Here is a 21,011-nt window from a genome sequence, read left to right as displayed (position 1 = left end):
TAATTAACGATAAAAACAGAAATTAACGTTTAGGAGAGGATTTATCTAAGATTTGTGAAAGTTTATCAATAATAATTTGAGGATCAAGCTCTAAAACTTCACAATACTGAATAAATTCAATAATATCTAAGCGACGATCCCCCGTTTCTATTTTTCCTATCAACGAATAAACGACGCCCATTTTTTCAGCTAATGCACGTTGCGAAAGACCGAGCCTTTTTCGTTGGTTAATAAATAATTCACGTAACCACTGCTGCTCGTAAGAATGTATTGAAGATCGTAATTTTTTCATTGCACCTATTTTAGGTTCAAGTTACAATGCACCTGTTTTAGGGGCAAACCAATTGTTTAAATAAAAGGAGATGCTATGAAAAAACTAGGTTTACTTACTGCAATGACAATACTAACGGCTTGTGGCTCTATCGGAAATGTCATTATTTCTGATCAAACACTACAAGACAAAGCCGCATTTGCATTAAATACAACAAGTAATAAAGTTAAAATTAGCCAGCGTAATGCTGGGCTTGATGATATTCGCTTTGTTGCCTCTGTTGGTAGAAAATCTTATCAATGCTATATCACCACAGTTGCAGGTGTTGTTTCTTCCGATGCGATTTGCTCAGGCAGTCGTAGCGTAAAACAAAAACGTGGTTCAAAGTGTAATGCATTATTAAAAGCAGCTGGGCGTTGCTAAGGAGAATTTAATGAAAAAATCAATCTTATTATTCTGTCTATCTGCATTGCTGCTGACTGGATGCTCTGAAAAAGATAAAACTTATTATTTATCTCATATAGAGGATGCGCAAGATAAGCTGAAACAATGTAAAAAGCAAGCAGCTGAAGCCATTGTTTCACGAGATAAAGCAAAATTTGAAGCTGTTGAAAAAGATAAGGAATGTATTGCGGCTAAACAGGCTATTCGTGAAAATCATAAAATCCAAATAGAAAAAGCACGCTTGGAAAAAGAAGCCCTTGAAAAAGCTAAGATTTCTAAAGTTCGTAAAAAGCTAGATGAAAAATTTGCAAAATTAGATTGGAAAGAGACCGCTTATCAGTATGTAAATAGTGATTGTGCAAAAAAACCTCATTTCAAGTAATGATTATCTATGCCGAGCCTTTAAAGCACTCTATGATGAAAAGGCAGAACAAGGTAAAACAGCATTATTAAAAAATTCGTTAGAACAATTATTTGAATTAAAGAAAACCTACTGTGCAAAAGATCAAAGACGTTATTCAACTTGTGATATTTGGAAATCTGCCGTTAAAGAACAAAGTGCAACAGAATTTTCAAAATTAGATTTTGAACAACTCGATCGTCAAAAAAATACATATTGTGGATATGGTTCTAAGTTCTATGACGCTTGCTCAACCTTACTAGATGTTGCAAGAAAAAAAGAAAATATCATTATTGAACAATATGTTAAAGATTATGAGTCGTTAAAAAAAGATTACAATCAATGCGTCACTAAACTGGCTGAGATTGGTGATAGTTATAAATTGTATAAACAACGAGCGAAGGTGTCTAAAAATTATCCTTGCCCACAGGCTCGTAGTGCACGTAGCAAATTAGGATTACCTTACGATAATTTCAAAACCTTGATGGATTAACCTTTTTACTTAAACACACAGGAGAAAATCAAATGAGTGAAAATATTAAAAATACCAAAGCAGGAATGACTGCAGGCATTATTGCTTGTGTTCTCGCAATTCTTGGAATTTTATTTTTAGGTACTGTTTTTGTTCCACTTGCTGCTATTACAGCACTTATTGGCACAATCATTGCGGTTAAAAATAAAAATTTTGCTGGTATAGGAGTGAATGTCCTTGCTTGGGTATTAACTCTTATTGGTCTATTTACCTCGCCTATTTTATTAGCAGCAATTGGTATTGGTGCAGCAAGTTGATAAAAGAAATCTTAGATAGTGTTACATTATCTAAGATTTGTATTTTTATAGCGGAAAGATTCTGAACAAAATTTGCAAATTTTTTATCAGAACTACCCGCTTAAATTTAATACTTAATAAGGATAAAAATATGAATAATTTTGTATCAAAAACATTTGGTGGATTATCACGAGCTTACTACATTAGACAATTTTTATTTGGTTTGATTTTTTGTGTAATATTTGGAGGAGCTGCTTTTTCATCTGGCAAAACTGATCAAATACTAGCAACAGTTATTGGTTGTTTAGTTTTAAATGTACTTTACCCTTACTCCCGTTTTGTGTATGAAAGTGTTGTCAATTATATTGTAGGAGAAAACGCTTTTTTTACAGAAATTAAACTATTTTTGATTATTAAATTGATCACAATGGCCGTATGTTGGATATTCTCGTTTGCCATCGCTCCAATTGGATTAATTTATCTCTATTTTTATCACTCTAAACAAGAAAAAGAGACAAAAGCAGAGATAGAGTAAATAGATCTCTTCTCTAATAAGCTGGTGGGGCAAGCACGCCCTACCTTCAGAATTATTATGACTCACATTTTCTCAGTTTATCCTTAGATTGAATGAAAGAATTTCTGATGCTTTTTACTATATAAAAACTCATTTATGTCAAAATAAGTCAAAAATTTATTCTACTTCCCAACTAAATTCAATGCTAAAATTAGCAACATAACACTCGCCTAAAAGTGACATCACAAAGTAAGTTTTGTGCATTATCGTAAATCAATTATGGCAATATATACCAAATTAACAGGAGCATTTTATGAAAATTAATTTTTTAGGGGATAGCATTACTTATGGTTATGAGCTTGATAATAAAGACGTCTGGACAACGCTTATTCAAGAGAAGAGAAAAGAAGATATTATTATAAATCGAGGGATTTCAGGAGATTCAACAACTGGAATGCTAACAAGATTTCAAACCCAAATTCTTACTGATAATCCTGATATTATGCATCTAATGGGCGGTTTAAATGATGTATTTTCTGGTGCAAAAGCAAAACACATTCAAGCGAATTTTTTTGCGCTTTCTCATCAAGCTAAATTTTATGGTATAAAAACAGTGGTTGGAATATGCCCTCTTCCTATTAAAGAGATGTTAGAAGAAGATTTTAAAGCCTTTATTAAATTTGATGATGCTTATAAACAAATGAAAAAACTCAATCAATGGCTACGTACATATAATACAATTTCAGACAGTATATCCATTATTGACTATGAAAAAGAATTAAAAAACTACTATCAAAGCAATATTCAAGATTTATACTTAGATGGCGTTCACTTAAATGAACAGGGAAATAAGGTTTTAGCACAAATATTCCTTGATAACTTTTCGGTTTAATACTTATAAAAAATAAACCGCTTAATATGAATATTAGGCGGTTTATTTCTTACGTTACTCAACAAGATTCGGTATTAAAACCCTTCTTTCAAACTCACTGTTAAGTTAAAGACTAAATTATCTTTTGAGCCGTCTTTGCTATCTAAACAGTAATAACCTTCACGCTCAAATTGATAACCTACGCCAACTTTTGCATCCGCTAATGATTTTTCAACAAAACCATTTTTAACAACTAAAGACGCTGGATTTAATACTGTATATACATCATCTTCAGCTGCTGGATTTGGCTCGGTGAATAAGCGATTGTAAACTCTAAATTCAGCAGGTTTATTATTAGTTGCAGAAACCCAATGAATAACACCTTTTACTTTACGACCGTCTGCTGGATTTTTACCTAGTGTTTCAGGATCGTAAGTACAGAAAATGGTAGTGATGTTACCATTCTCATCTTTTTCTACACGTTCTGCTTTAATCACATAGGCATTACGCAAACGTACTTCTTTGCCTAACACTAAGCGTTTATATTTTTTGTTTGCTTCTTCACGGAAATCCGCTTCATCAATATAAAGTTCACGTCCGAATGGCACTTCACGTGTTCCCATTTCTTCATTTTGAGGGTGATTTGGTGCGTTTAAAATTTCTTCATTACCTTCAAAATTTTCAATAATTACTTTAACAGGATTGATTACTGCCATTGCACGAGACGCATTGGTATTCAAATCATCACGAATACAAGCTTCTAACGCACTGTATTCCACCACATTATCTTGTTTTGTGACACCAATACGGTGGCAGAATTCACGCAATGAAGCTGGGGTATAACCACGACGACGTAAGCCTGAAATCGTCGGCATACGAGGATCGTCCCAACCGTCCACGATTTTATCTTCAACTAATTTTAATAATTTACGTTTTGAGGTTAGTGTACCTTCTAAATTCAAACGAGAAAATTCATACTGATGAGGTAACGGTCTTTCAATTGAAATATTTTCTAACACCCAATCATAAATACGGCGGTTGTCTTGGAATTCAAGGGTACAAATTGAGTGGGTAATACGCTCAATCGCATCAGAAATACAGTGCGTAAAATCGTACATTGGATAAATGCACCATTTATCACCTGTTTGATGATGGCTTGCAAATTTCACACGGTAAAGTACAGGATCACGCATAACCATAAATGGTGATGCCATATCCACTTTAGCACGTAAACAGGCTTTACCCTCTGCAAATTCACCCTTTTTCATTTTTTCAAATAAGGCTAAATTTTCTTCTACACTACGGTCACGATAAGGGCTATTTTTACCTGCTTCGGTTAATGTGCCACGATATTCACGCATTTCATCAGGTGATAATTCATCAACATAAGCTAAGCCTTTTTCGATCAATTCAATCGCATAGCCATAAAGGGCATCAAAATAATCTGATGCATAACGTGGTTCGCCTTCCCATTTAAAGCCTAGCCATTCAACGTCTTGTTTGATTGAATCAACATATTCCACATCTTCTTTGGTTGGATTGGTATCATCAAAACGTAAGTTACATAACCCCTTATAGTCCTGAGCAAGACCAAAGTTTAAACAAATAGATTTGGCATGCCCTATATGCAAATACCCATTTGGTTCTGGTGGAAAGCGAGTATAAACTCGAGAGTGCTTACCTGATGCTAAATCTTCATCAATAATATGGGTAATAAAATTTGCTCTTTTTCCTGCTTCTGACGTTAAATTTTCGTTGCTCATTTGGTAACCTTAAAAAATAAAAGATAATCGTTTAAAAGTAATAATCTTGTTATTCTACACAATTTAATAATTAACTCAATCCATCTACCAAAACAAGCGGTAAGATCTTAGTAAAAAATAGCATTACATTTGTCCTTTACACCCCATTTAATATAAAAATGTTATTTTTTATGCTAGCATTTAGAATATCAGCTTAGCCTAATGACAATTGTATAAGACACAGGAGCAGACAGATGAACAAAATCATAGACTTTAGAAGTGATACGCTAACAAAACCTTCAGCAGAAATGAAAAACGTGATGTTTAATGCTCCATTGGGTGATGACGTATATAAAGAAGATCCTAGTGTCAATAAGTTGGAGCACTATATTGCAAAATTAGCTAAAAAAGAAGCCGCTCTTTTTGTTCCTAGTGGAACACAATCAAATTTATTAGCACTGTTGAGTCATTGCCAAAGAGGTGATGAATATATTTGTGGGCAAGATGCTCACATATATAAATATGAAGCAGGCGGTGGTGCTGTTTTAGGTGGTATACAGCCTCAACCTATAGAATTTGAAAAAGATGCCAGTTTAAGCTTAGAGAAAATCAAAGAAAAAATAAAAGTAGATGATTTTCACTTTGCTAAAACAAAACTACTGTGTTTAGAAAACACCCATCACGGACAGGTTTTAAGTTTAGAATACTTAAAAGAAGTAAGCCAGTTTGCGAAAAAACATCATCTTCTGTTACACCTTGATGGTGCTAGAATTTTTAATGCCGTTGTCGCTTTAGATATAGAATTATCTGATATTACCCAGTATTTTGACTCTATTTCTATTTGTTTATCAAAAGGATTAGGCGCTCCTGTTGGTTCTATTCTAATCGGCTCTAGAAGTTTCATTGACACTGCCACAAGATACAGAAAAATGCTCGGTGGTGGGTTACGTCAATCTGGTATACTGGCTAGCGCGGGTCTATATGCACTACAACACCAAGTTGCAGACTTAAAGAAAGATCATAATAATGCAACACTTTTAGCTAATGAATTAAACAAACTCGACAAAATTACGGTAATTTCGCATCATACCAATATGATTTTTATCCAAACAGCACAACCTCAAAAATTGTTAGATTATTTGAAAGCGAATAACGTTTTAATATCAGGGTATGGGGCATTACGTATTGTGGTACATCGAGATATTTCAACAGAAGACATAAATCAAGTTATTGAAATATTTAAAAAATATTGATTATCTTCATTGTTCTTGAAGATAGCGCTACAATCGAAAAAATTTGCAAATTTTGATCATCATCTTACCGCTTCAATGAAAAAATTTGCAAATTTTCACTTACATCTCACCGCTTCATTTAACCATCAATAGCATATTTAATGGTTACCACTAAACGCACTTTCTTATCAATGGTCGTGGTATCATAACTGCCGCCATAATCACTGTTATCATCACCTGGACGAGTGGATTTGATGTTAAATGATCCCTGTGAAGCAGATTTTAAAACGCCAACACTCACACCACTGGTTTGTGCAAACTCTTTGGCTCTGACATAAGCATCTTTGGTTGCTTTCGCAATAAGCTCTCTTTTAATTTGCTCTAAATTTTCAAGATAGTAATCAGGACTATCAAAACTAATTGCTTGATTATCTGCTCTCAATTGTTGTATTTCAACTAATGCCCTTTGCAAACTGAACAAATCTTTGGTTGAAATAATAATATTACGAGTTGCATCAAAACCATTTTCACGCTGACGACTTTTGCCATTGTCATCGGTGTAATATTCAATGCGTTGCGATACGGATAAATCGGTAATTTCTCGATCTTTCTCTAAGAAACCCTTTTTTTCCAAAAAGTGAACTGCTTGATTTAAGTTATATTGATTGGCTTTCATTGCATCAGCATAGGTTGCACCCCAACCATAAATACGGACTTTCCACGTACCAACCGTTGCTTTATGCTCTGCTTCTGCTAAACCTTTTACAGTAATCACACCTGTTTCACGTAAGTTTTTAAATTGATTACCTAAAATAAATGCGGATGCCATTAAGCCAATAGCCAAAATAATGCCAAAAATAGAAAGGTAACTTGATTTTTTAGTGTTTTCCATTGTTTATTCCTCTTATATTAATATCTGAAGCGGTTAGATTGTCCTTACTTTTTGCAAAAAACCAAGTTGATGGATTCTCTATACTGGTATTTCAAAATTCCAATTCCAAATCCTCTTCAACTTGACAGCAACAAGTAAGAATTTCTCTCTCCTGAAGCATTGCTAATGGCGGTTGTAGGTAAGATACGCTTCCATTTTTTATTTTCAATCGACAAGATCCACAAAATCCCATTCGGCACTGATATTCAGGATAAAACCCATTTTTTTCTAAGGTTTCCAGTAATGAGTTTTTTCCTGTATGTTCAAGTGTTACTTGACTGTGGAGTAGTTTAATTTGCATTACAAATCAAAGTCATCAAAGTCCTGTGTATCCACTTTTGAATCAATCTGTCCCACAAGGTAAGAACTGACTTCAACTTCTTGTGGTGCTACCTGAACATTATCAGAAACTAACCAGGCATTGATCCAAGGAATTGGGTTTGAGCGACCTTTAAATGGCATTTCTAACCCTACTGCTTGCATTCGAGTATTAGTAATATATTCAACATATTGGACTAAAATATCTCGATTTAAGCCGATCATTGAGCCGTCTCTAAACAGATAATCTGCCCATTCTTTTTCTTGCTCTGCCGCAGCAACAAAAATATCATAGGCTTCTTGTTTACACTCTTTCGCAATTTCAGCCATTTCAGGATCATCTTCACCTGAAGCCATAATATTTAAAATATGCTGAGTTCCCGTTAAGTGCAACGCCTCATCACGAGCAATAAATTTGATAATTTTTGCATTACCTTCCATTAATTGGCGTTCTGCAAAAGCAAAAGAACAGGCAAAAGACACATAAAAGCGAATTGCTTCTAGCACATTGACACTCATCATACAAAGATAAAGTTGTTTTTTAAGGTTTCTTAATGATACAGTATATTCTTTACCATCAACCTTATACGTACCTGCTCCGTATAAGCTATAAAGCTGTGAATCACGAATCAAATCATCATAATAAACTGAAATATCTTTTGCTCGTTTAATAATCTCTTCATTCGTCACAATATCATCAAAAATCACTGAAGGATCATTCACAATATTACGAATAATATGGGTATAAGAACGAGAGTGAATAGTTTCAGAAAACGTCCAAGTTTCAATCCAAGTTTCTAATTCAGGGATAGAGACAATAGGTAATAATGCCACATTTGGACTACGACCTTGAATTGAATCTAATAAAGTTTGATATTTTAAGTTACTGATAAAAATGTGTTTTTCATGATCTGGTAGAGCGTTATAATCAATACGATCTTGCGAAACATCAACCTCTTCAGGACGCCAAAAGAACGAAAGTTGTTTTTCGATTAACTTTTCAAAAATTTCATATTTTTGTTGATCATAACGTGCAACATTAACATTTTGACCAAAAAACATTGGCTCTTTTAGTTGATCATTTTTGTTTTGAGAGAAAGTAGTATATGCCATAGTTATTCCATAAGTGTAAAATTGTTATATTGTCGACTATTCTATGGGAAAATTTACTAAAAATAAACCTAAGATTCTTTGATTAAAAAATTAAGCGGTACGATTTTCTCAAAAATTTGCAATAAAAAATGAAGTAGCTTGAAAAATCAAAATTCATCACATATCTAATTTTTTTCCTAATTTATCAACCTCTAAAACATTTCTATAAAATTCCTTAGGTGAAATATTAAAGAAAAAGTGAATATTTCTAGAAAAATTTTTATAATTACTATATCCGACCTCTTCCATAATTGATGTTAAACTCATATCAGGATATTTAATAATATAGTTCATCGTTAATACTAATTTTTGTAATAAAATAAATTGATGAATAGATATACATAAATGCTTTTTAAAATAACGTTGCATTGTTTTATTGTTATAATTTTGAGCATTCAATAGCTCAACAATATTTTTAATTGGCTGTTTAATATTTTTACGTATTAATTTTATTGCTTTTAATAACGCATCTAACTTTATTTCCGTACGATTATAATTTGCTATATTATTATGTAAATAATATTCACTGTTGTTATCTTCTAACATCATTAAAGCAATTCGTATAAAAGAGGATAGCATTGACATAAAAGTTAAGTCGTCATATTTAAAACTCTCTTGCTCTAATATATAAGACGTTGATAGCACTTGTCTCAGTGTCTGGGAAGATATTGTTAAATGCGCATCATTTTGACTAAGTTGCCTTAATTCATTAAGTAGACCTTTTATTTGAAATAAATTATCAATAAGGTATTCCTCATGAAATACAATATTAAACAATGACATTTCATGGGTACACACATACCCATGAGGAGTTGAATTCCCAATAAAAGCAACATCGCCTAATGTCAATAAATCAAATAGACCTCGATGATGATGAATACAAAACCCATGGCGAATAATAGCAAACTCTTTAAAATCAATATGTTTATGTAACTCATAAACTGGGTGTGTTTTCCACCACTCTATTATAATAGGCGAATTAGGGTACTTTCTGAAAACCTCTTCCCTCATTAATTTTTTTGGAGGTAACTTTAAAAAATCATTAAAATCAAACATATTTCCTCCCTATCATTTGATATCTATTATACATTTATAATTTTAATATACTGGACATAAAAGGACAATTAAATACATATAATGTCCTAAATTAGACTTTAAAAAATAAAAATATTTATTAATAATGAATTCGTGTTCAACAATCATAGAACACATCATAGCTATTATGGTAAAAATCATAGAGGAGAACTATTATGAAAAAATTAGTACTATCTACCCTTGTTGCAGCGAGTTTCTTCAGTGTTGCTTCAGTTGCCAAGCCTCTTAAAGTAGGCGTATCTTTTCAAGAAATGAATAATGAATATTTTGTCGTAATGAAAGAAGCACTAGCAGAAGCTGTTGATTCTGTTGGTGGTCAATTATTCATCACTGATGCTGCCCACGATATCGTAAAACAGAATAATGATGTTGAAGATTTAGTGAGTAAAGATATTGATATCTTAATTCTTAATCCAACTGATTCTGAAGGTGTTAAAAATGCAGTTGAATTTGCAAAAGCAAAAAATGTTACTGTTGTATCTGTAGATGCTCAAGCTGCAGGACCAATAGATTCTTTTGTAGGTTCAAAAAACTATGATGCAGGTGTACTTGCCTGTGAGGCACTTTCTAAAGAAATAAAAGGGAAAGGTGAAGTCGCAATTTTGGATGGTATTCCTGTTGTACCAATTTTAGAACGTGTTAGAGGTTGTAAAGATGCACTAGCAAAATACCCTGCAATTAAATTAGTAGATATTCAAAATGGTAAACAAGATAGAACGGTTGCAATGGGTGTTACTGAGAATATGATTCAAGCACATCCTAATTTAGCTGGTATTTTCAGTGTTAATGACGGTGGAGCTATGGGCTCTTTAGCAGCTATCGAAGGTTCTGGTAAAAATATCGTATTAACTAGTGTTGATGGAGCGTCTGAAGCAATTTCTGCAATATTGGAAGGTAGTCCATTTAAAGCGACTGCGGCACAATATCCTAGAGATCAATTAAGAATTGGGTTTGCTATGGCTTTAGCTAAACATTGGGGAGCTAACGTACCTAAAGCAATCCCTGTTGATGTAAAATTAATTGATAAAACTAACGCAAAAGGATTTTCTTGGTAGTTATATTATTTAATATTTTTTAACATAAGTGCCAAGAATTCAGTAAGCTTGGCACTTCCTTAAATGTCATCATTCAGAAAGGTTTTATTTATGTTAGAAATGAAAAATATTACAAAATGTTTTCCTGGAGTAACAGCTTTAAGTAATGTTTCTTTAACCCTAAAACCTGGTGAGATACATGCCATAGTTGGAGAAAATGGTGCTGGAAAATCAACATTAATGAAAGTATTAAATGGTGTTTATAAAGCATCAGAAGGAAATATTTTAATTGATGGAAAAATTGTCACTCCTCAAGGAACCCGAGATGCACAAAAACTCGGCATAAATATTATTTTCCAAGAATTTAGTTTAATTCCTTACCTCAACGCTGTTGAAAATATTTTCTTAGGTCGAGAAATGACTATTGGAGGCATTTTAAATAAACGAAAAATGCAAGAAATAGCTCAACAAACGCTAAATAATATCAATGTCAGTATTCCGCTGAATGTTCCTATAACTCATCTTAGTGTTGCTGAACAACAATTTGTAGAGATCGCTAAAGCACTCGCTTTTGATTGTAAATATTTGGTATTAGATGAACCTACAGCGACCTTAACTCCTACAGAAGCAGGTAAATTACTCTCTGTAATGAGAAAATTAAAAGAAAAAAATATTGGCTGCTTTTATATTTCTCATCATTTGGAGGAGGTTTTTGAAATCTCAGACTGTATTTCCTGCTTGAGAGATGGAGAGTATATCGGTACATTTCCTACAGCAAATATCAGTGAAGATGAAATTATTACTCATATGGTTGGGCGTTCTTTGGAACACTCTTATCCACCAAAACGTACTCAAGATTTAACACAAAATCCTATTGCATTAGATGTCAAAAAACTTATTGATATAAATGGTAATGAAAATTCTTTTAAATTTCATATTGGAGAAATTGTAGGTATTGCAGGGCTTGTTGGTTCTGGTCGTACTGAAATGTGTAAAGCTATTGTCGGTGCCTATCCTTACAAATACAAAGATGTTTACTTAGATGGAGAATTGATTAATTTCACTCATCCTGCTGAAGCTTTAGCACAAGGTGTTGGTTATTTATCAGAAGACAGAAAGAAACATGGTCTATTTTTAAATTCTAGTGTTAAAGATAATATCACTATTTCTTCATTAAAATCATTACTGAACAAAAGTTATTTTGTGTCAAGAAAGAAAATGGAAGAAAAAAGTTTAGAATATGTTAAACAATTAAGCATAAAAACACCTTCCATAAATAAAATTGTTAGTGAACTTAGTGGTGGTAATCAACAAAAAGTAATTATTGCTAGATGGTTATTAACACGTTCCAGATTACTTTTCTTTGACGAACCTACACGTGGTATTGATGTTGGTGCAAAGCTTGAAATTTATAATACTATTCAAACATTAGCTAATTCTGGAATATCTGTTGTAGTTATCTCTTCAGATCTTCCTGAAATAGTTGGTATAAGTGATCGTGTCTTTGTTATGCGAGAAGGTAAGATTACAGCAAATTTAGTCGGAGATGATATTAATCCCGAAACTATCATGCAGTATTCAACAGGAGGAAAATAATGGAAAATAAACCATCTATGCTACATTCACTTAATAAACGCTCAGAATTTATTCCACTTGTAGGGCTCATTTTACTGATCACTATAATGTCATTTCTTATTGATAACTTCTTTGCTTGGCAAACATTTGTCAATATATCTAGACAAGTGTCTGTTAATGCCATCATCGCCGCAGGTATGACTTTTGTTATATTAACTGGAGGAATTGACTTATCTGTAGGAGCAGTAATGGCTTTTGCTGGAACTATTTTAGCAAGTATAGTTATCCATTTTACACCAGGAGTTAATGCAGGTGATACATCTATAATAACAGCATTATTACTTGGTTGGTTTGGAGCAATTCTGGTGGGGGTCATTTGTGGAGCATTTAATGGATTCTTTGTAGCACGATTTAAATTGCCTGCAATTATTGTCACACTTGCCGTAATGACCGCAATTAGAGGTGTATCATTAACTTATACTGGTGGTTATCCTATGCCAATGGCAAGAATGTTTTCTGCCTTAGGTCGTTCATCCTTTCTAAATATTCCAATACCTGCGTGGATTATGTTAGCGGTGTTTTTACTTAGCTATATTTTATTAAATCAATTGAGATTAGGGCGTTATATTTATTCAGTTGGCGGTAATGAAGATGCTGCAATTCTATCTGGTATCCGTACAAAATGGATTCATTTCTTTGTTTACAGTTATTGCGGATTTACAGCAGCTATAGCAGGTATCATTTCAACATCTAGAGTGTCATCTGGACAACCAGCTTCAGGCGTCGGGTTTGAGCTAGATGCAATTGCAGCTGTTGTATTGGGAGGAACCAGTATTATGGGAGGACGTGGCTCCATAATTGGAACGCTAATTGGAGCATGTATATTAGGTGTACTTAATACTGGTCTAAATATTTGGGGAGTCCCTCCTTATCCTCAGAATATTATTAAAGGAGGAATTATTTTAGGCGCTGTATTAATTAGTGTTTTTCAAAAACAAAGTAAAAACTAACCTATATTCCTTAACTATACGATGGGAGTAGTAAAATGTCAGAAACAATGAAAGGTGTTGTGTGTTACGGTCCTGGTGATTATCGCTTAGAAAACAACATTCCAAAACCAAAAATTGGACCTGGAGAGATTTTAGTTAAAGTTAAATCTTGTGGAATCTGTGCTGGAGATGTTAAAGCATGTGCGGGAGCACCGATGTTTTGGGGAAATGGTAACTTAGAAGACAGCTGGGTTAAAACACCAGTAATCCCAGGACATGAATACTGGGGAGTGGTTGAAGCTCTTGGTGAGGGGGCTGCTGAGCTACATAATGTTGAAATTGGTGATTATGTCGTCTCTGAACAAATTGTTCCTTGTAGAAAATGCCGCTTTTGCCGTAGTGGTAAATATTGGATGTGTGAAGTTCATAATATTCGAGGTTTCCAAAAAGATGTCGCTGATGGTGGTATGGCAGAATATATGAAGTTTTATGCCCATGATTATGTTCATAAAATTCCTAAAACTCTGTCATTTGAAGATGCTGCATTACTAGAACCAATGGCTTGTGCTATACACGTTGTTCGTCGAGCAAAAATAGACTGGGCAGATGTTGTTGTCCTTGCAGGTGCTGGACCACTTGGTTTATGTATGGCTCAATTAGTACCCTTACTAACACCTAAGAAGTTTATTGTTATTGATATGGATAATGAGCGGCTTAAACTTGCTAAACAATTTGGTGCAGATTTAACGTTAAATCCTGCAACAGATAATGTACAAAAAATAGTTAAAGATTTAACAGGCGGTTATGGGTGCGATGTTTATATTGAGGCAACAGGTAATCCTAAAGCAGTAACTCAAGGTTTAGAAATGATCAGAAAATTAGGTCGTTTTGTAGAATTTAGTGTATTTAGTCATGAAACAACTGTTGATTGGTCTGTCATTGGTGATCGAAAAGAGCTAGATATAATGGGGGCTCATTTAGGACCTTATGCTTATGATGTTGCTATTGACCTGTTTGATCGAGGGCTAGTCACATCAAAAGGGATAATCACACATCAATATTCTTTAGATGATTATGAAGATGCCTTTAAAATGGCGGAGAAACTTGAATCAATCAAAGTATTGTTAAATCCATAATACTTATATCAGTAGGTTGAGTTTATCTTAACCTACTGATTTAATTATTAAATAAAGCATATATTATATAATTAAAGGTAATGGAGAAATAAATGTACTATTTAGGTATAGACATTGGTGGCACCATAACTAAAGTTGGGCTTTACACCTCAGATGGTAAAGAAATTGTAGTTTCAGAAAAGAATAATGATATCTTGAGACCACATCCAGGATGGGTAGAGCATGACTTGCACAATTTTTGGGATAGTGTTTGCTGGTGCATACAAAATTGTATTAATAAATCAGGTGTCAAAAATACTGAAATTAAAGGTATTGGTTTTTCTGCACATGGAAAAGGTTTATACCCCATCGATGTAGAGGGGAAACCAGTACGAAAAGGCATTATTTCTAGTGACACTCGTGCCACATCAATTGTCAAAAAATGGTTTAAAAAAGGTATTGATAAACAAACATACCAACTTGGAAGACAACAACTTTGGACTGCTCACCCTGTGTCTTTATTAGCTTGGATTAAAGAAAATGAACCTGAAAATTATCAAAAAATTGATACTGTATTGATGGGACATGATTATATTCGTTTTAAATTATCTGGCAAAAAATATGCTGAAATTACCAATATTTCAGGAAGCAATGCTTATAATATCGTTCAAAATGCTTATGATAAGAATATGCTTGCACTATTTGGATTAAAAGATGCAATATCTTTTTTTCCGCCTATTATTTCATCATTTGAACAGGCTGGTACAGTCACAGCTGAAGCAGCTCAATTAACTGGGTTAGCAGAAGGTACTCCATTGTATGGAGGTTTTTTCGATGTTGTCGGTGGAGCTGTAATTGCAGGTGTTACTAATGAAGAAATATTAAATGTAATTGCTGGCACTTGGGCAATCACTACTCGCATCAAAAATAAAATTGTTGATAATGAATATCCATATATTTGGGGAAATTATGCTCTAAATAATATGTTTTTTGTACACGAAGGCTCCCCGACTTCCGCCAGTAATTTACAATGGTTTATTGATAATTTTATGGAGAAAAACAATAATGTATTCTCTGTGATTGAAACATGGTTAAATAACCTAGAAGAGGATAATGACGACAATTTATTCTTCTTCCCATACTTATATGGATCTAATATCTCTTTAGATTTACATGGTCAATTTTATGGTATACAAGCACATCATAAAAAAGAACACTTGCTCAAAGCTATTTATGAAGGTGTTGTCTTATCGTATTTAATACATCATGAGCGTATTATTAATTTAGAACCTGCTATAACAAAAGTTCGTTTTACAGGTGGTCCTTCTAATTCCAAATATTGGATGCAACTATTTTGTGATGCAATCAATATACCTATTGAAACTATTGAATTACAACAACCGGGTTGTAGCTCAGCGGCTTTCTGCGCCATTGTCGGTAATCAACCAGAAAAATCCATAGAACAACTACTGAATGATTTCCAACCCTCATATACACATTACACACCCAATATAGATAGACATAGAATTATTCAAAAACGATTTGAAAAATATAAAATCATTGGCAATTCACTCGCTGACATTGCTCAAAAGTTACAAAAATAATATAGGAAAAATAAAATGAGCAAAATAACCATTACAACAGGAAAAGCTGTTCTAGGTATTGAATTGGGTTCCACTCGAATTAAAGCTGTTTTAATTGATGAGCAGTATAAACCTATAGCAACAGGAAGCTTTAGTTGGGAAAATCAGCTAATAGATGGAGTTTGGACATATTCTTTAGAAAATATCTGGTTAGGAATACAAAGCGCATATAAAGATCTTACTATGCAAGTCTTTAATAAATATGGTATTTATATTGAAACACTAAAATCAATTGGTATTAGTGCAATGATGCATGGTTATATGGTCTTTGATAAAAATAATGAGTTATTAGTACCATTTAGAACGTGGAGAAATACGATAACACTACAAGCAGCAGAAACATTAACCGAACTTTTTAATTACAATATTCCACAACGCTGGAGTATTGCCCACCTTTATCAAGCTATGCTCAATGAAGAGCCGCATATTAAAGAAATTGATTATCTCACTACGCTTTCTGGTTATATTCATTGGATGCTAACAGGTGAAAAGAGTTTGGGGATTGGTGATGCCTCAGGAATGTTTCCCATTGACACACAGAAAGGTAATTACTATGCAGAGATGATTATGAAATTTAATACGCTTGTAAAAAAACAGTCATTAACATGGGAACTAGAAAAAATTCTGCCTAAAGTAATGTGTGCGGGTAGCCCCGCTGGCGTATTAACAGAAAATGGTGCGAAATTACTAGATATAACAGGGCATCTTAAATCAGGTATACCGATGTGTCCACCTGAAGGTGATGCTGGTACAGGAATGGTTGCAACCAATAGTGTTGCACCAAGAACCGGTAATATATCAGCTGGAACATCTATTTTTGCTATGATAGTCCTTGAAAAAGAGTTAAAACGAGTACATCCCGAAATAGATATGGTTACCACTCCTACAGGAGATCTCGTTGCCATGGCTCATGCTAATAATTGCACATCAGATTTAAATGCTTGGGTAGGACTATTTAAAGAATTTTGCCAACTTAGAGGTGAACAGATTGATGATTCAACATTATTTAATATATTGTTTGAATCTTCATTAAATGCTGATCCAGATTGTGGCGGTTTATTGTCATATTGTTTTTTATCAGGAGAGAATATTCTACCATTTGATGAAGGAAGACCCCTCTTTACACGTTTACCTGATAGTAAATTCACATTAAGCAATTTTATTCGAACTCATTTATTTTCAACATTCGCAACTACAAGAATTGGTTTGGATATATTGTTTGATGAAGAGCAAGTACATTTAGATAAAATTACAGGACACGGTGGTATATTTAAAACAAAAAAAGTTGCGCAAAAACTTATGGCTGCAGCTTTTAATACTCCTGTTTCTGTTATGGAAAATGCCAGTGAAGGTGGTGCTTGGGGAATTGCTATTTTATCTGCCTATATGTCAGAGAAAAAAGCAAATGAGACCTTAGCTTCATTTTTAGCAGAGTATGTATTTGTGAAATCAAAACAATCCACTATACAAGCAAATCCATCAGACGTTGCAGGCTTCAATCTGTTTTTAAAAAGATTTAAAAATGGTTTAGCGATTGAAGAGACTGCAATAAAAACGTTAGATAAATAAGTTACCTATCAATATAAGCAGAGGAGAAATATTATGTCAAATAGTATGCAAGGAAAAAATGTTGCAATCACAGGTGCCGCATCTGGTATTGGTTTAGCTTGTGCAACAATTTTAATTGAAGAAGGTGCAAAAGTAGTTCTAATTGATAGAGCTAAAGAGCAACTACAAAAAATTTGTGATGATTTAGGTGATAATGCATTTCCACTTGCCATTGATTTGTTTGATGGACCTAAAGTATCTACTATGTTACCAAAAATTGAAGAATTAGTAGGTGGCCCTTTGGATGCTTTTCATGCAAACGTAGGCGCCTATATAGGAGGAGCCGCAGCAGAGGGAAATCCAGACGAATGGGATCGTATGCTAAACCTAAATATTAATACCACCTTTCGATGTGTACAGGCAGTGCTTCCAGCTATGATAGAGCGACATAAAGGCGATATTATATTTACTAGTTCTGTCGCTGGTGTCGTACCAGTTGTCTGGGAACCAATATATACTGCGTCAAAATTTGCAATACAAGCATTTTTACACAGTACTCGTCGACAAGTATCACAATATGGTATTCGTATGGGAGCGGTATTACCTGGTCCTGTGGTTACAGCTTTACTTGATGATTGGCCTAAAGAAAAAATGGAAGAAGCATTAGCTAATGGGTCATTAATGCAGCCACGAGAAGTTGCTGAAGCTGTCCTATTTATGCTTACACGTTCTCCAGGTGTGGTTATACGAGATTTGGTTATTTTACCTAATACTGTTGACCTATAATCTGTATCATCACAAAATCCATCACTATAAACAAGTGGGTAAGATTCTTACCCACTATCCTTATCGGGCTATTCTATAGAACCAAATTTTACTTTGATAATAGGAGCATATCAGTGAGATAGTGTTATTAACATATGCCCCATAAAGTGTATTTAAAAAATAAAAAAATGCAGCAAATATCGACTAAAATATCTGCTGCATTATTCTAAATAATTTGTAAATTTTGTACTACATCGTACCGCCTAGTTTGTGTTACTGAATAACATTAAATCTTACAGGCTCCACCAGCACAACCATCGTCAAGATCATTTTGTTGATCATCAGCACCATCACGAGTATTTTGATAATACAATGTTTTTAGTCCGTATTTATAGGCTGTTAGCAAATCTGCTAATAACTGTTTCATTGGGACTTTCCCATCAGTAAATTTTTGTGGGTCATAGTTTGTATTCGCTGAAATAGCTTGATCCACAAATTTTTGCATAATACCCACTAACTGTAGATAGCCATCATTATTTGGCATATCCCATAACAGTTCATAATTTAAACTTAAATTTTCATAATCAGGTACTACTTGCTTTAAGATACCGTCTTTTGAGGCTTTTACACTCACATAACCACGAGGAAGCTCAATACCATTCGTTGCATTTGAAATCTGAGATGAGGTTTCAGAAGGCATCAGTGCCGTTAACGTTGAATTACGTAAACCAAACTCTTGAATCTCTTTACGTAACGTCTCCCAATCATAATGTAACGGCTCTTGGGTTAATTTATCAATGGTTTTCTTATAGGTATCAATAGGTAAAATACCTTGAGCATAAGTGGTTTCATTGAATTTTTTACAAGCACCTTGCTCTTTTGCTAAATTCATTGAGGCTTTTAATAAATAGTATTGAATAGCTTCAAACGTACGATGGGTTAAATCATTACCGCTACCATTTGAATAGCACACACCATTTTTAGCCAAATAATAAGCATAATTGATTACTCCAATACCCAATGGACGGCGATCTAACGAGCTATTACGAGCAGCGATCACTGGATAATCTTGATAATCTAACAGTGCATCTAATGATCGTACAGCAAGATCGGCTAAATCCTCCAACTCATCTAAATGTTCAATTTTTCCTAAATTAAACGCAGAAAGTGTACATAGTGCAATTTCACCCTCCTCATCATGAAAATGTGCTAATGGCTTCGTTGGTAATGCAATTTCTAAACATAAATTAGATTGACGAACAGGCGCTACTGTCGGATCAAAAGGTGAGTGAGTATTACAATGATCAACATTTTGAATATAGATACGTCCTGTCGAAGCACGCTCTTGCATTAATAGTGAAAACAGTTCCACTGCCTTAATTGAGCGTTTACGAATCGTTGGATCTTGTTCATATTTAGTATATAACTCTTCAAATTTAGCTTGATCTGCAAAGAATGCTTCATATAAACCCTCTACATCAGAAGGGCTAAATAAGGTAATATTGCCCCCCTTGATTAAGCGTTGATACATTGTTTTGTTCAATTGCACACCATAATCTAAGTGGCGTACACGGTTATCTTCAACGCCTCGATTATTTTTCAGCACCAATAAGCTTTCAACTTCTAAATGCCAAAATGGATAATAAACGGTTGCAGCACCGCCACGCACACCGCCTTGCGAACAAGATTTAACAGCAGTTTGAAAATGTTTATAAAATGGAATACAGCCTGTATGAAATGCCTCTCCACCACGAATTGAACTTCCCAATGCACGAATGGCACCCGCATTAATACCAATACCTGCACGCTGTGAAACATATTTCACAATTGCCGAAGAGGTAGCATTGATAGAATCTAAGCTATCAGCACACTCAATCAACACGCACGAACTAAACTGACGAGTTGGCGTTCGTACTCCTGACATAATTGGTGTTGGCAATGAAATTTTGAAAGTAGAAGTGGCATCATAAAAACGTTTCACATAGCTTAAACGTACCTCTTTTGGATAGTGAGCAAATAAACACGCCGCCACTAAAATATATAAAAACTGTGCGGATTCATAAATTTCACCCGTCACTCGATTTTGAACTAAGTATTTGCCTTCAAGTTGCTTGACTGCCGCATAAGAAAAAGTCATATCACGCCAATGATCGAGGTAACCGTCCATTTCATCCCACTCTTCACGAGAATAATCCGTTAACAGCGCTTTATCATATTTTTCTATACGTACTAATTTTTTAACGTGCTCATACAAACGAGGAGGATCAAAATGCCCATAGGCTTTTTTACGTAAATGAAATACGGCTAAACGAGCCGCTAAATATTGATAATCAGGACTCTCTTTGCTAATTAAATCCGCAGCAGATTTTATGATTGTTTCATGAATATCTGACGTTCTAATACCTTCATAAAACTGAATATGCGCTCTCAATTCAACTTGAGAAACAGAGACATTTTCTAATCCTTCAGAAGCCCACGTAATCACACGATGAATTTTATCTAAATCAATCGCTTCTTTTTTACCATCACGTTTAGTTACCATTAACGTGTTTGTCATATAATTATTTCCTTTCTAATTTCTACTTTTATAAAATTACTAAATAA

Annotated in this window: 21 protein-coding genes; 14 read left to right on the top strand and 7 right to left on the bottom strand. The window is 34.0% G+C overall.

Annotated elements, in window-relative coordinates:
• Positions 1-22 precede the first annotated feature (22 nt).
• Entirely contained in the window at positions 23-292 is a 270-nt protein-coding gene (locus A6B44_RS01780) for a helix-turn-helix domain-containing protein (RefSeq protein ID WP_090921522.1), read from the bottom strand.
• Between the two features lie 75 nt (positions 293-367).
• On the opposite strand from A6B44_RS01780, the gene A6B44_RS01775 reads away from it, so the two are divergent.
• From A6B44_RS01775 to A6B44_RS01750, 6 genes are all read left to right on the top strand, one after another.
• Positions 368-694: a hypothetical protein gene (locus A6B44_RS01775; protein WP_090921524.1), complete on the top strand. Its 327-nt coding sequence runs from the start codon at positions 368-370 to the stop codon at positions 692-694.
• A 10-nt stretch (positions 695-704) separates the two neighbouring features.
• On the top strand, positions 705-1,097 hold the full coding sequence (locus A6B44_RS01770; protein ID WP_090921526.1) for a hypothetical protein: 393 nt from the start codon (positions 705-707) through the stop codon (positions 1,095-1,097).
• On the top strand, positions 1,072-1,608 hold the full coding sequence (locus A6B44_RS01765; RefSeq protein ID WP_090921528.1) for a hypothetical protein: 537 nt from the start codon (positions 1,072-1,074) through the stop codon (positions 1,606-1,608). The genes A6B44_RS01770 and A6B44_RS01765 overlap by 26 nt, the downstream gene beginning before the upstream one ends.
• Positions 1,609-1,640: 32 nt before the next feature.
• The gene (locus A6B44_RS01760) at positions 1,641-1,904 is read left to right on the top strand and encodes a hypothetical protein (protein ID WP_090921530.1); all 264 of its coding nucleotides are present in this window, start codon (positions 1,641-1,643) and stop codon (positions 1,902-1,904) included.
• Positions 1,905-2,034: 130 nt separating this feature from the next.
• Positions 2,035-2,418 carry a hypothetical protein gene (locus A6B44_RS01755; RefSeq protein ID WP_090921532.1) on the top strand — a complete coding sequence of 128 codons (384 nt, stop codon included), beginning with the start codon at positions 2,035-2,037 and terminating at the stop codon, positions 2,416-2,418.
• 292 nt (positions 2,419-2,710) lie between these two features.
• Positions 2,711-3,289 carry a GDSL-type esterase/lipase family protein gene (locus tag A6B44_RS01750; protein ID WP_090921534.1) on the top strand — a complete coding sequence of 193 codons (579 nt, stop codon included), beginning with the start codon at positions 2,711-2,713 and terminating at the stop codon, positions 3,287-3,289.
• Positions 3,290-3,363: 74 nt separating this feature from the next.
• On the opposite strand, the gene glnS is transcribed toward A6B44_RS01750, so the two are convergent.
• Positions 3,364-5,031, bottom strand: coding sequence for a glutamine--tRNA ligase (gene glnS, locus A6B44_RS01745; RefSeq protein WP_090921536.1), 1,668 nt, complete (start codon positions 5,029-5,031; stop codon positions 3,364-3,366).
• A 233-nt stretch (positions 5,032-5,264) separates the two neighbouring features.
• Here glnS and ltaE point away from each other — a divergent pair, with 233 nt between their 5' ends.
• Positions 5,265-6,263 carry a low-specificity L-threonine aldolase gene (ltaE, locus tag A6B44_RS01740; RefSeq protein ID WP_218061383.1) on the top strand — a complete coding sequence of 333 codons (999 nt, stop codon included), beginning with the start codon at positions 5,265-5,267 and terminating at the stop codon, positions 6,261-6,263.
• A gap of 118 nt (positions 6,264-6,381) precedes the next feature.
• Here ltaE and A6B44_RS01735 read toward each other — a convergent pair whose 3' ends face one another.
• From A6B44_RS01735 to A6B44_RS01720, 4 genes are all read right to left on the bottom strand, one after another.
• Entirely contained in the window at positions 6,382-7,134 is a 753-nt protein-coding gene (locus tag A6B44_RS01735) for an SIMPL domain-containing protein (protein WP_090921538.1), read from the bottom strand.
• Between the two features lie 91 nt (positions 7,135-7,225).
• The gene (gene yfaE / locus A6B44_RS01730) at positions 7,226-7,474 is read right to left on the bottom strand and encodes a class I ribonucleotide reductase maintenance protein YfaE (protein WP_090921540.1); all 249 of its coding nucleotides are present in this window, start codon (positions 7,472-7,474) and stop codon (positions 7,226-7,228) included.
• Entirely contained in the window at positions 7,474-8,604 is a 1,131-nt protein-coding gene (nrdB, locus tag A6B44_RS01725) for a class Ia ribonucleoside-diphosphate reductase subunit beta (protein WP_090921542.1), read from the bottom strand. The genes yfaE and nrdB overlap by 1 nt, the downstream gene beginning before the upstream one ends.
• Before the next feature lie 156 nt (positions 8,605-8,760).
• Positions 8,761-9,699 carry an AraC family transcriptional regulator gene (locus A6B44_RS01720; RefSeq protein ID WP_090921544.1) on the bottom strand — a complete coding sequence of 313 codons (939 nt, stop codon included), beginning with the start codon at positions 9,697-9,699 and terminating at the stop codon, positions 8,761-8,763.
• 194 nt (positions 9,700-9,893) lie between these two features.
• On the opposite strand from A6B44_RS01720, the gene A6B44_RS01715 reads away from it, so the two are divergent.
• From A6B44_RS01715 to A6B44_RS01685, 7 genes are all read left to right on the top strand, one after another.
• Positions 9,894-10,793, top strand: a complete 900-nt coding sequence (locus tag A6B44_RS01715; RefSeq protein ID WP_090921546.1) for a substrate-binding domain-containing protein — start codon at positions 9,894-9,896, stop codon at positions 10,791-10,793.
• A gap of 90 nt (positions 10,794-10,883) precedes the next feature.
• Positions 10,884-12,368 carry a sugar ABC transporter ATP-binding protein gene (locus A6B44_RS01710; RefSeq protein ID WP_218061382.1) on the top strand — a complete coding sequence of 495 codons (1,485 nt, stop codon included), beginning with the start codon at positions 10,884-10,886 and terminating at the stop codon, positions 12,366-12,368.
• Positions 12,368-13,357: an ABC transporter permease gene (locus A6B44_RS01705; RefSeq protein ID WP_090921550.1), complete on the top strand. Its 990-nt coding sequence runs from the start codon at positions 12,368-12,370 to the stop codon at positions 13,355-13,357. The genes A6B44_RS01710 and A6B44_RS01705 overlap by 1 nt, the downstream gene beginning before the upstream one ends.
• Before the next feature lie 35 nt (positions 13,358-13,392).
• A complete protein-coding gene (locus A6B44_RS01700; RefSeq protein ID WP_090921551.1) occupies positions 13,393-14,472 on the top strand; it encodes a zinc-binding dehydrogenase in 1,080 nt (359 codons plus the stop codon).
• Between the two features lie 92 nt (positions 14,473-14,564).
• On the top strand, positions 14,565-16,055 hold the full coding sequence (locus A6B44_RS01695; protein WP_090921552.1) for an FGGY-family carbohydrate kinase: 1,491 nt from the start codon (positions 14,565-14,567) through the stop codon (positions 16,053-16,055).
• 15 nt (positions 16,056-16,070) lie between these two features.
• A complete protein-coding gene (locus A6B44_RS01690) occupies positions 16,071-17,663 on the top strand; it encodes a xylulokinase (protein ID WP_090921555.1) in 1,593 nt (530 codons plus the stop codon).
• A 33-nt stretch (positions 17,664-17,696) separates the two neighbouring features.
• The gene (locus A6B44_RS01685) at positions 17,697-18,428 is read left to right on the top strand and encodes an SDR family oxidoreductase (protein WP_090921557.1); all 732 of its coding nucleotides are present in this window, start codon (positions 17,697-17,699) and stop codon (positions 18,426-18,428) included.
• Between the two features lie 265 nt (positions 18,429-18,693).
• On the opposite strand, the gene nrdA is transcribed toward A6B44_RS01685, so the two are convergent.
• Positions 18,694-20,964: a class 1a ribonucleoside-diphosphate reductase subunit alpha gene (gene nrdA / locus A6B44_RS01680; protein ID WP_090921559.1), complete on the bottom strand. Its 2,271-nt coding sequence runs from the start codon at positions 20,962-20,964 to the stop codon at positions 18,694-18,696.
• Positions 20,965-21,011 lie beyond the last annotated feature (47 nt).

Source organism: Pasteurella skyensis (assembly GCF_013377295.1).
GTDB lineage: Bacteria > Pseudomonadota > Gammaproteobacteria > Enterobacterales > Pasteurellaceae > Phocoenobacter > Phocoenobacter skyensis.
The sequence above is the reverse complement of the archived record's forward strand: the minus strand, read 5'-3'. Positions and strand labels throughout refer to the sequence as shown.

What these genes read in the sequence shown, in the direction of transcription:
- A6B44_RS01780 (WP_090921522.1), bottom strand. Translation starts at nt 292, where the DNA reads ATGAAAAAATTACGATCTTCAATACATTCTTACGAGCAGCAGTGGTTA.
- A6B44_RS01775 (WP_090921524.1), top strand. Translation starts at nt 368, where the DNA reads ATGAAAAAACTAGGTTTACTTACTGCAATGACAATACTAACGGCTTGT.
- A6B44_RS01770 (WP_090921526.1), top strand. Translation starts at nt 705, where the DNA reads ATGAAAAAATCAATCTTATTATTCTGTCTATCTGCATTGCTGCTGACT.
- A6B44_RS01760 (WP_090921530.1), top strand. Translation starts at nt 1,641, where the DNA reads ATGAGTGAAAATATTAAAAATACCAAAGCAGGAATGACTGCAGGCATT.
- A6B44_RS01755 (WP_090921532.1), top strand. Translation starts at nt 2,035, where the DNA reads ATGAATAATTTTGTATCAAAAACATTTGGTGGATTATCACGAGCTTAC.
- A6B44_RS01750 (WP_090921534.1), top strand. Translation starts at nt 2,711, where the DNA reads ATGAAAATTAATTTTTTAGGGGATAGCATTACTTATGGTTATGAGCTT.
- glnS (WP_090921536.1), bottom strand. Translation starts at nt 5,031, where the DNA reads ATGAGCAACGAAAATTTAACGTCAGAAGCAGGAAAAAGAGCAAATTTT.
- ltaE (WP_218061383.1), top strand. Translation starts at nt 5,265, where the DNA reads ATGAACAAAATCATAGACTTTAGAAGTGATACGCTAACAAAACCTTCA.
- A6B44_RS01735 (WP_090921538.1), bottom strand. Translation starts at nt 7,134, where the DNA reads ATGGAAAACACTAAAAAATCAAGTTACCTTTCTATTTTTGGCATTATT.
- yfaE (WP_090921540.1), bottom strand. Translation starts at nt 7,474, where the DNA reads ATGCAAATTAAACTACTCCACAGTCAAGTAACACTTGAACATACAGGA.
- nrdB (WP_090921542.1), bottom strand. Translation starts at nt 8,604, where the DNA reads ATGGCATATACTACTTTCTCTCAAAACAAAAATGATCAACTAAAAGAG.
- A6B44_RS01720 (WP_090921544.1), bottom strand. Translation starts at nt 9,699, where the DNA reads ATGTTTGATTTTAATGATTTTTTAAAGTTACCTCCAAAAAAATTAATG.
- A6B44_RS01715 (WP_090921546.1), top strand. Translation starts at nt 9,894, where the DNA reads ATGAAAAAATTAGTACTATCTACCCTTGTTGCAGCGAGTTTCTTCAGT.
- A6B44_RS01710 (WP_218061382.1), top strand. Translation starts at nt 10,884, where the DNA reads ATGTTAGAAATGAAAAATATTACAAAATGTTTTCCTGGAGTAACAGCT.
- A6B44_RS01705 (WP_090921550.1), top strand. Translation starts at nt 12,368, where the DNA reads ATGGAAAATAAACCATCTATGCTACATTCACTTAATAAACGCTCAGAA.
- A6B44_RS01700 (WP_090921551.1), top strand. Translation starts at nt 13,393, where the DNA reads ATGTCAGAAACAATGAAAGGTGTTGTGTGTTACGGTCCTGGTGATTAT.
- A6B44_RS01695 (WP_090921552.1), top strand. Translation starts at nt 14,565, where the DNA reads ATGTACTATTTAGGTATAGACATTGGTGGCACCATAACTAAAGTTGGG.
- A6B44_RS01690 (WP_090921555.1), top strand. Translation starts at nt 16,071, where the DNA reads ATGAGCAAAATAACCATTACAACAGGAAAAGCTGTTCTAGGTATTGAA.
- A6B44_RS01685 (WP_090921557.1), top strand. Translation starts at nt 17,697, where the DNA reads ATGTCAAATAGTATGCAAGGAAAAAATGTTGCAATCACAGGTGCCGCA.
- nrdA (WP_090921559.1), bottom strand. Translation starts at nt 20,964, where the DNA reads ATGACAAACACGTTAATGGTAACTAAACGTGATGGTAAAAAAGAAGCG.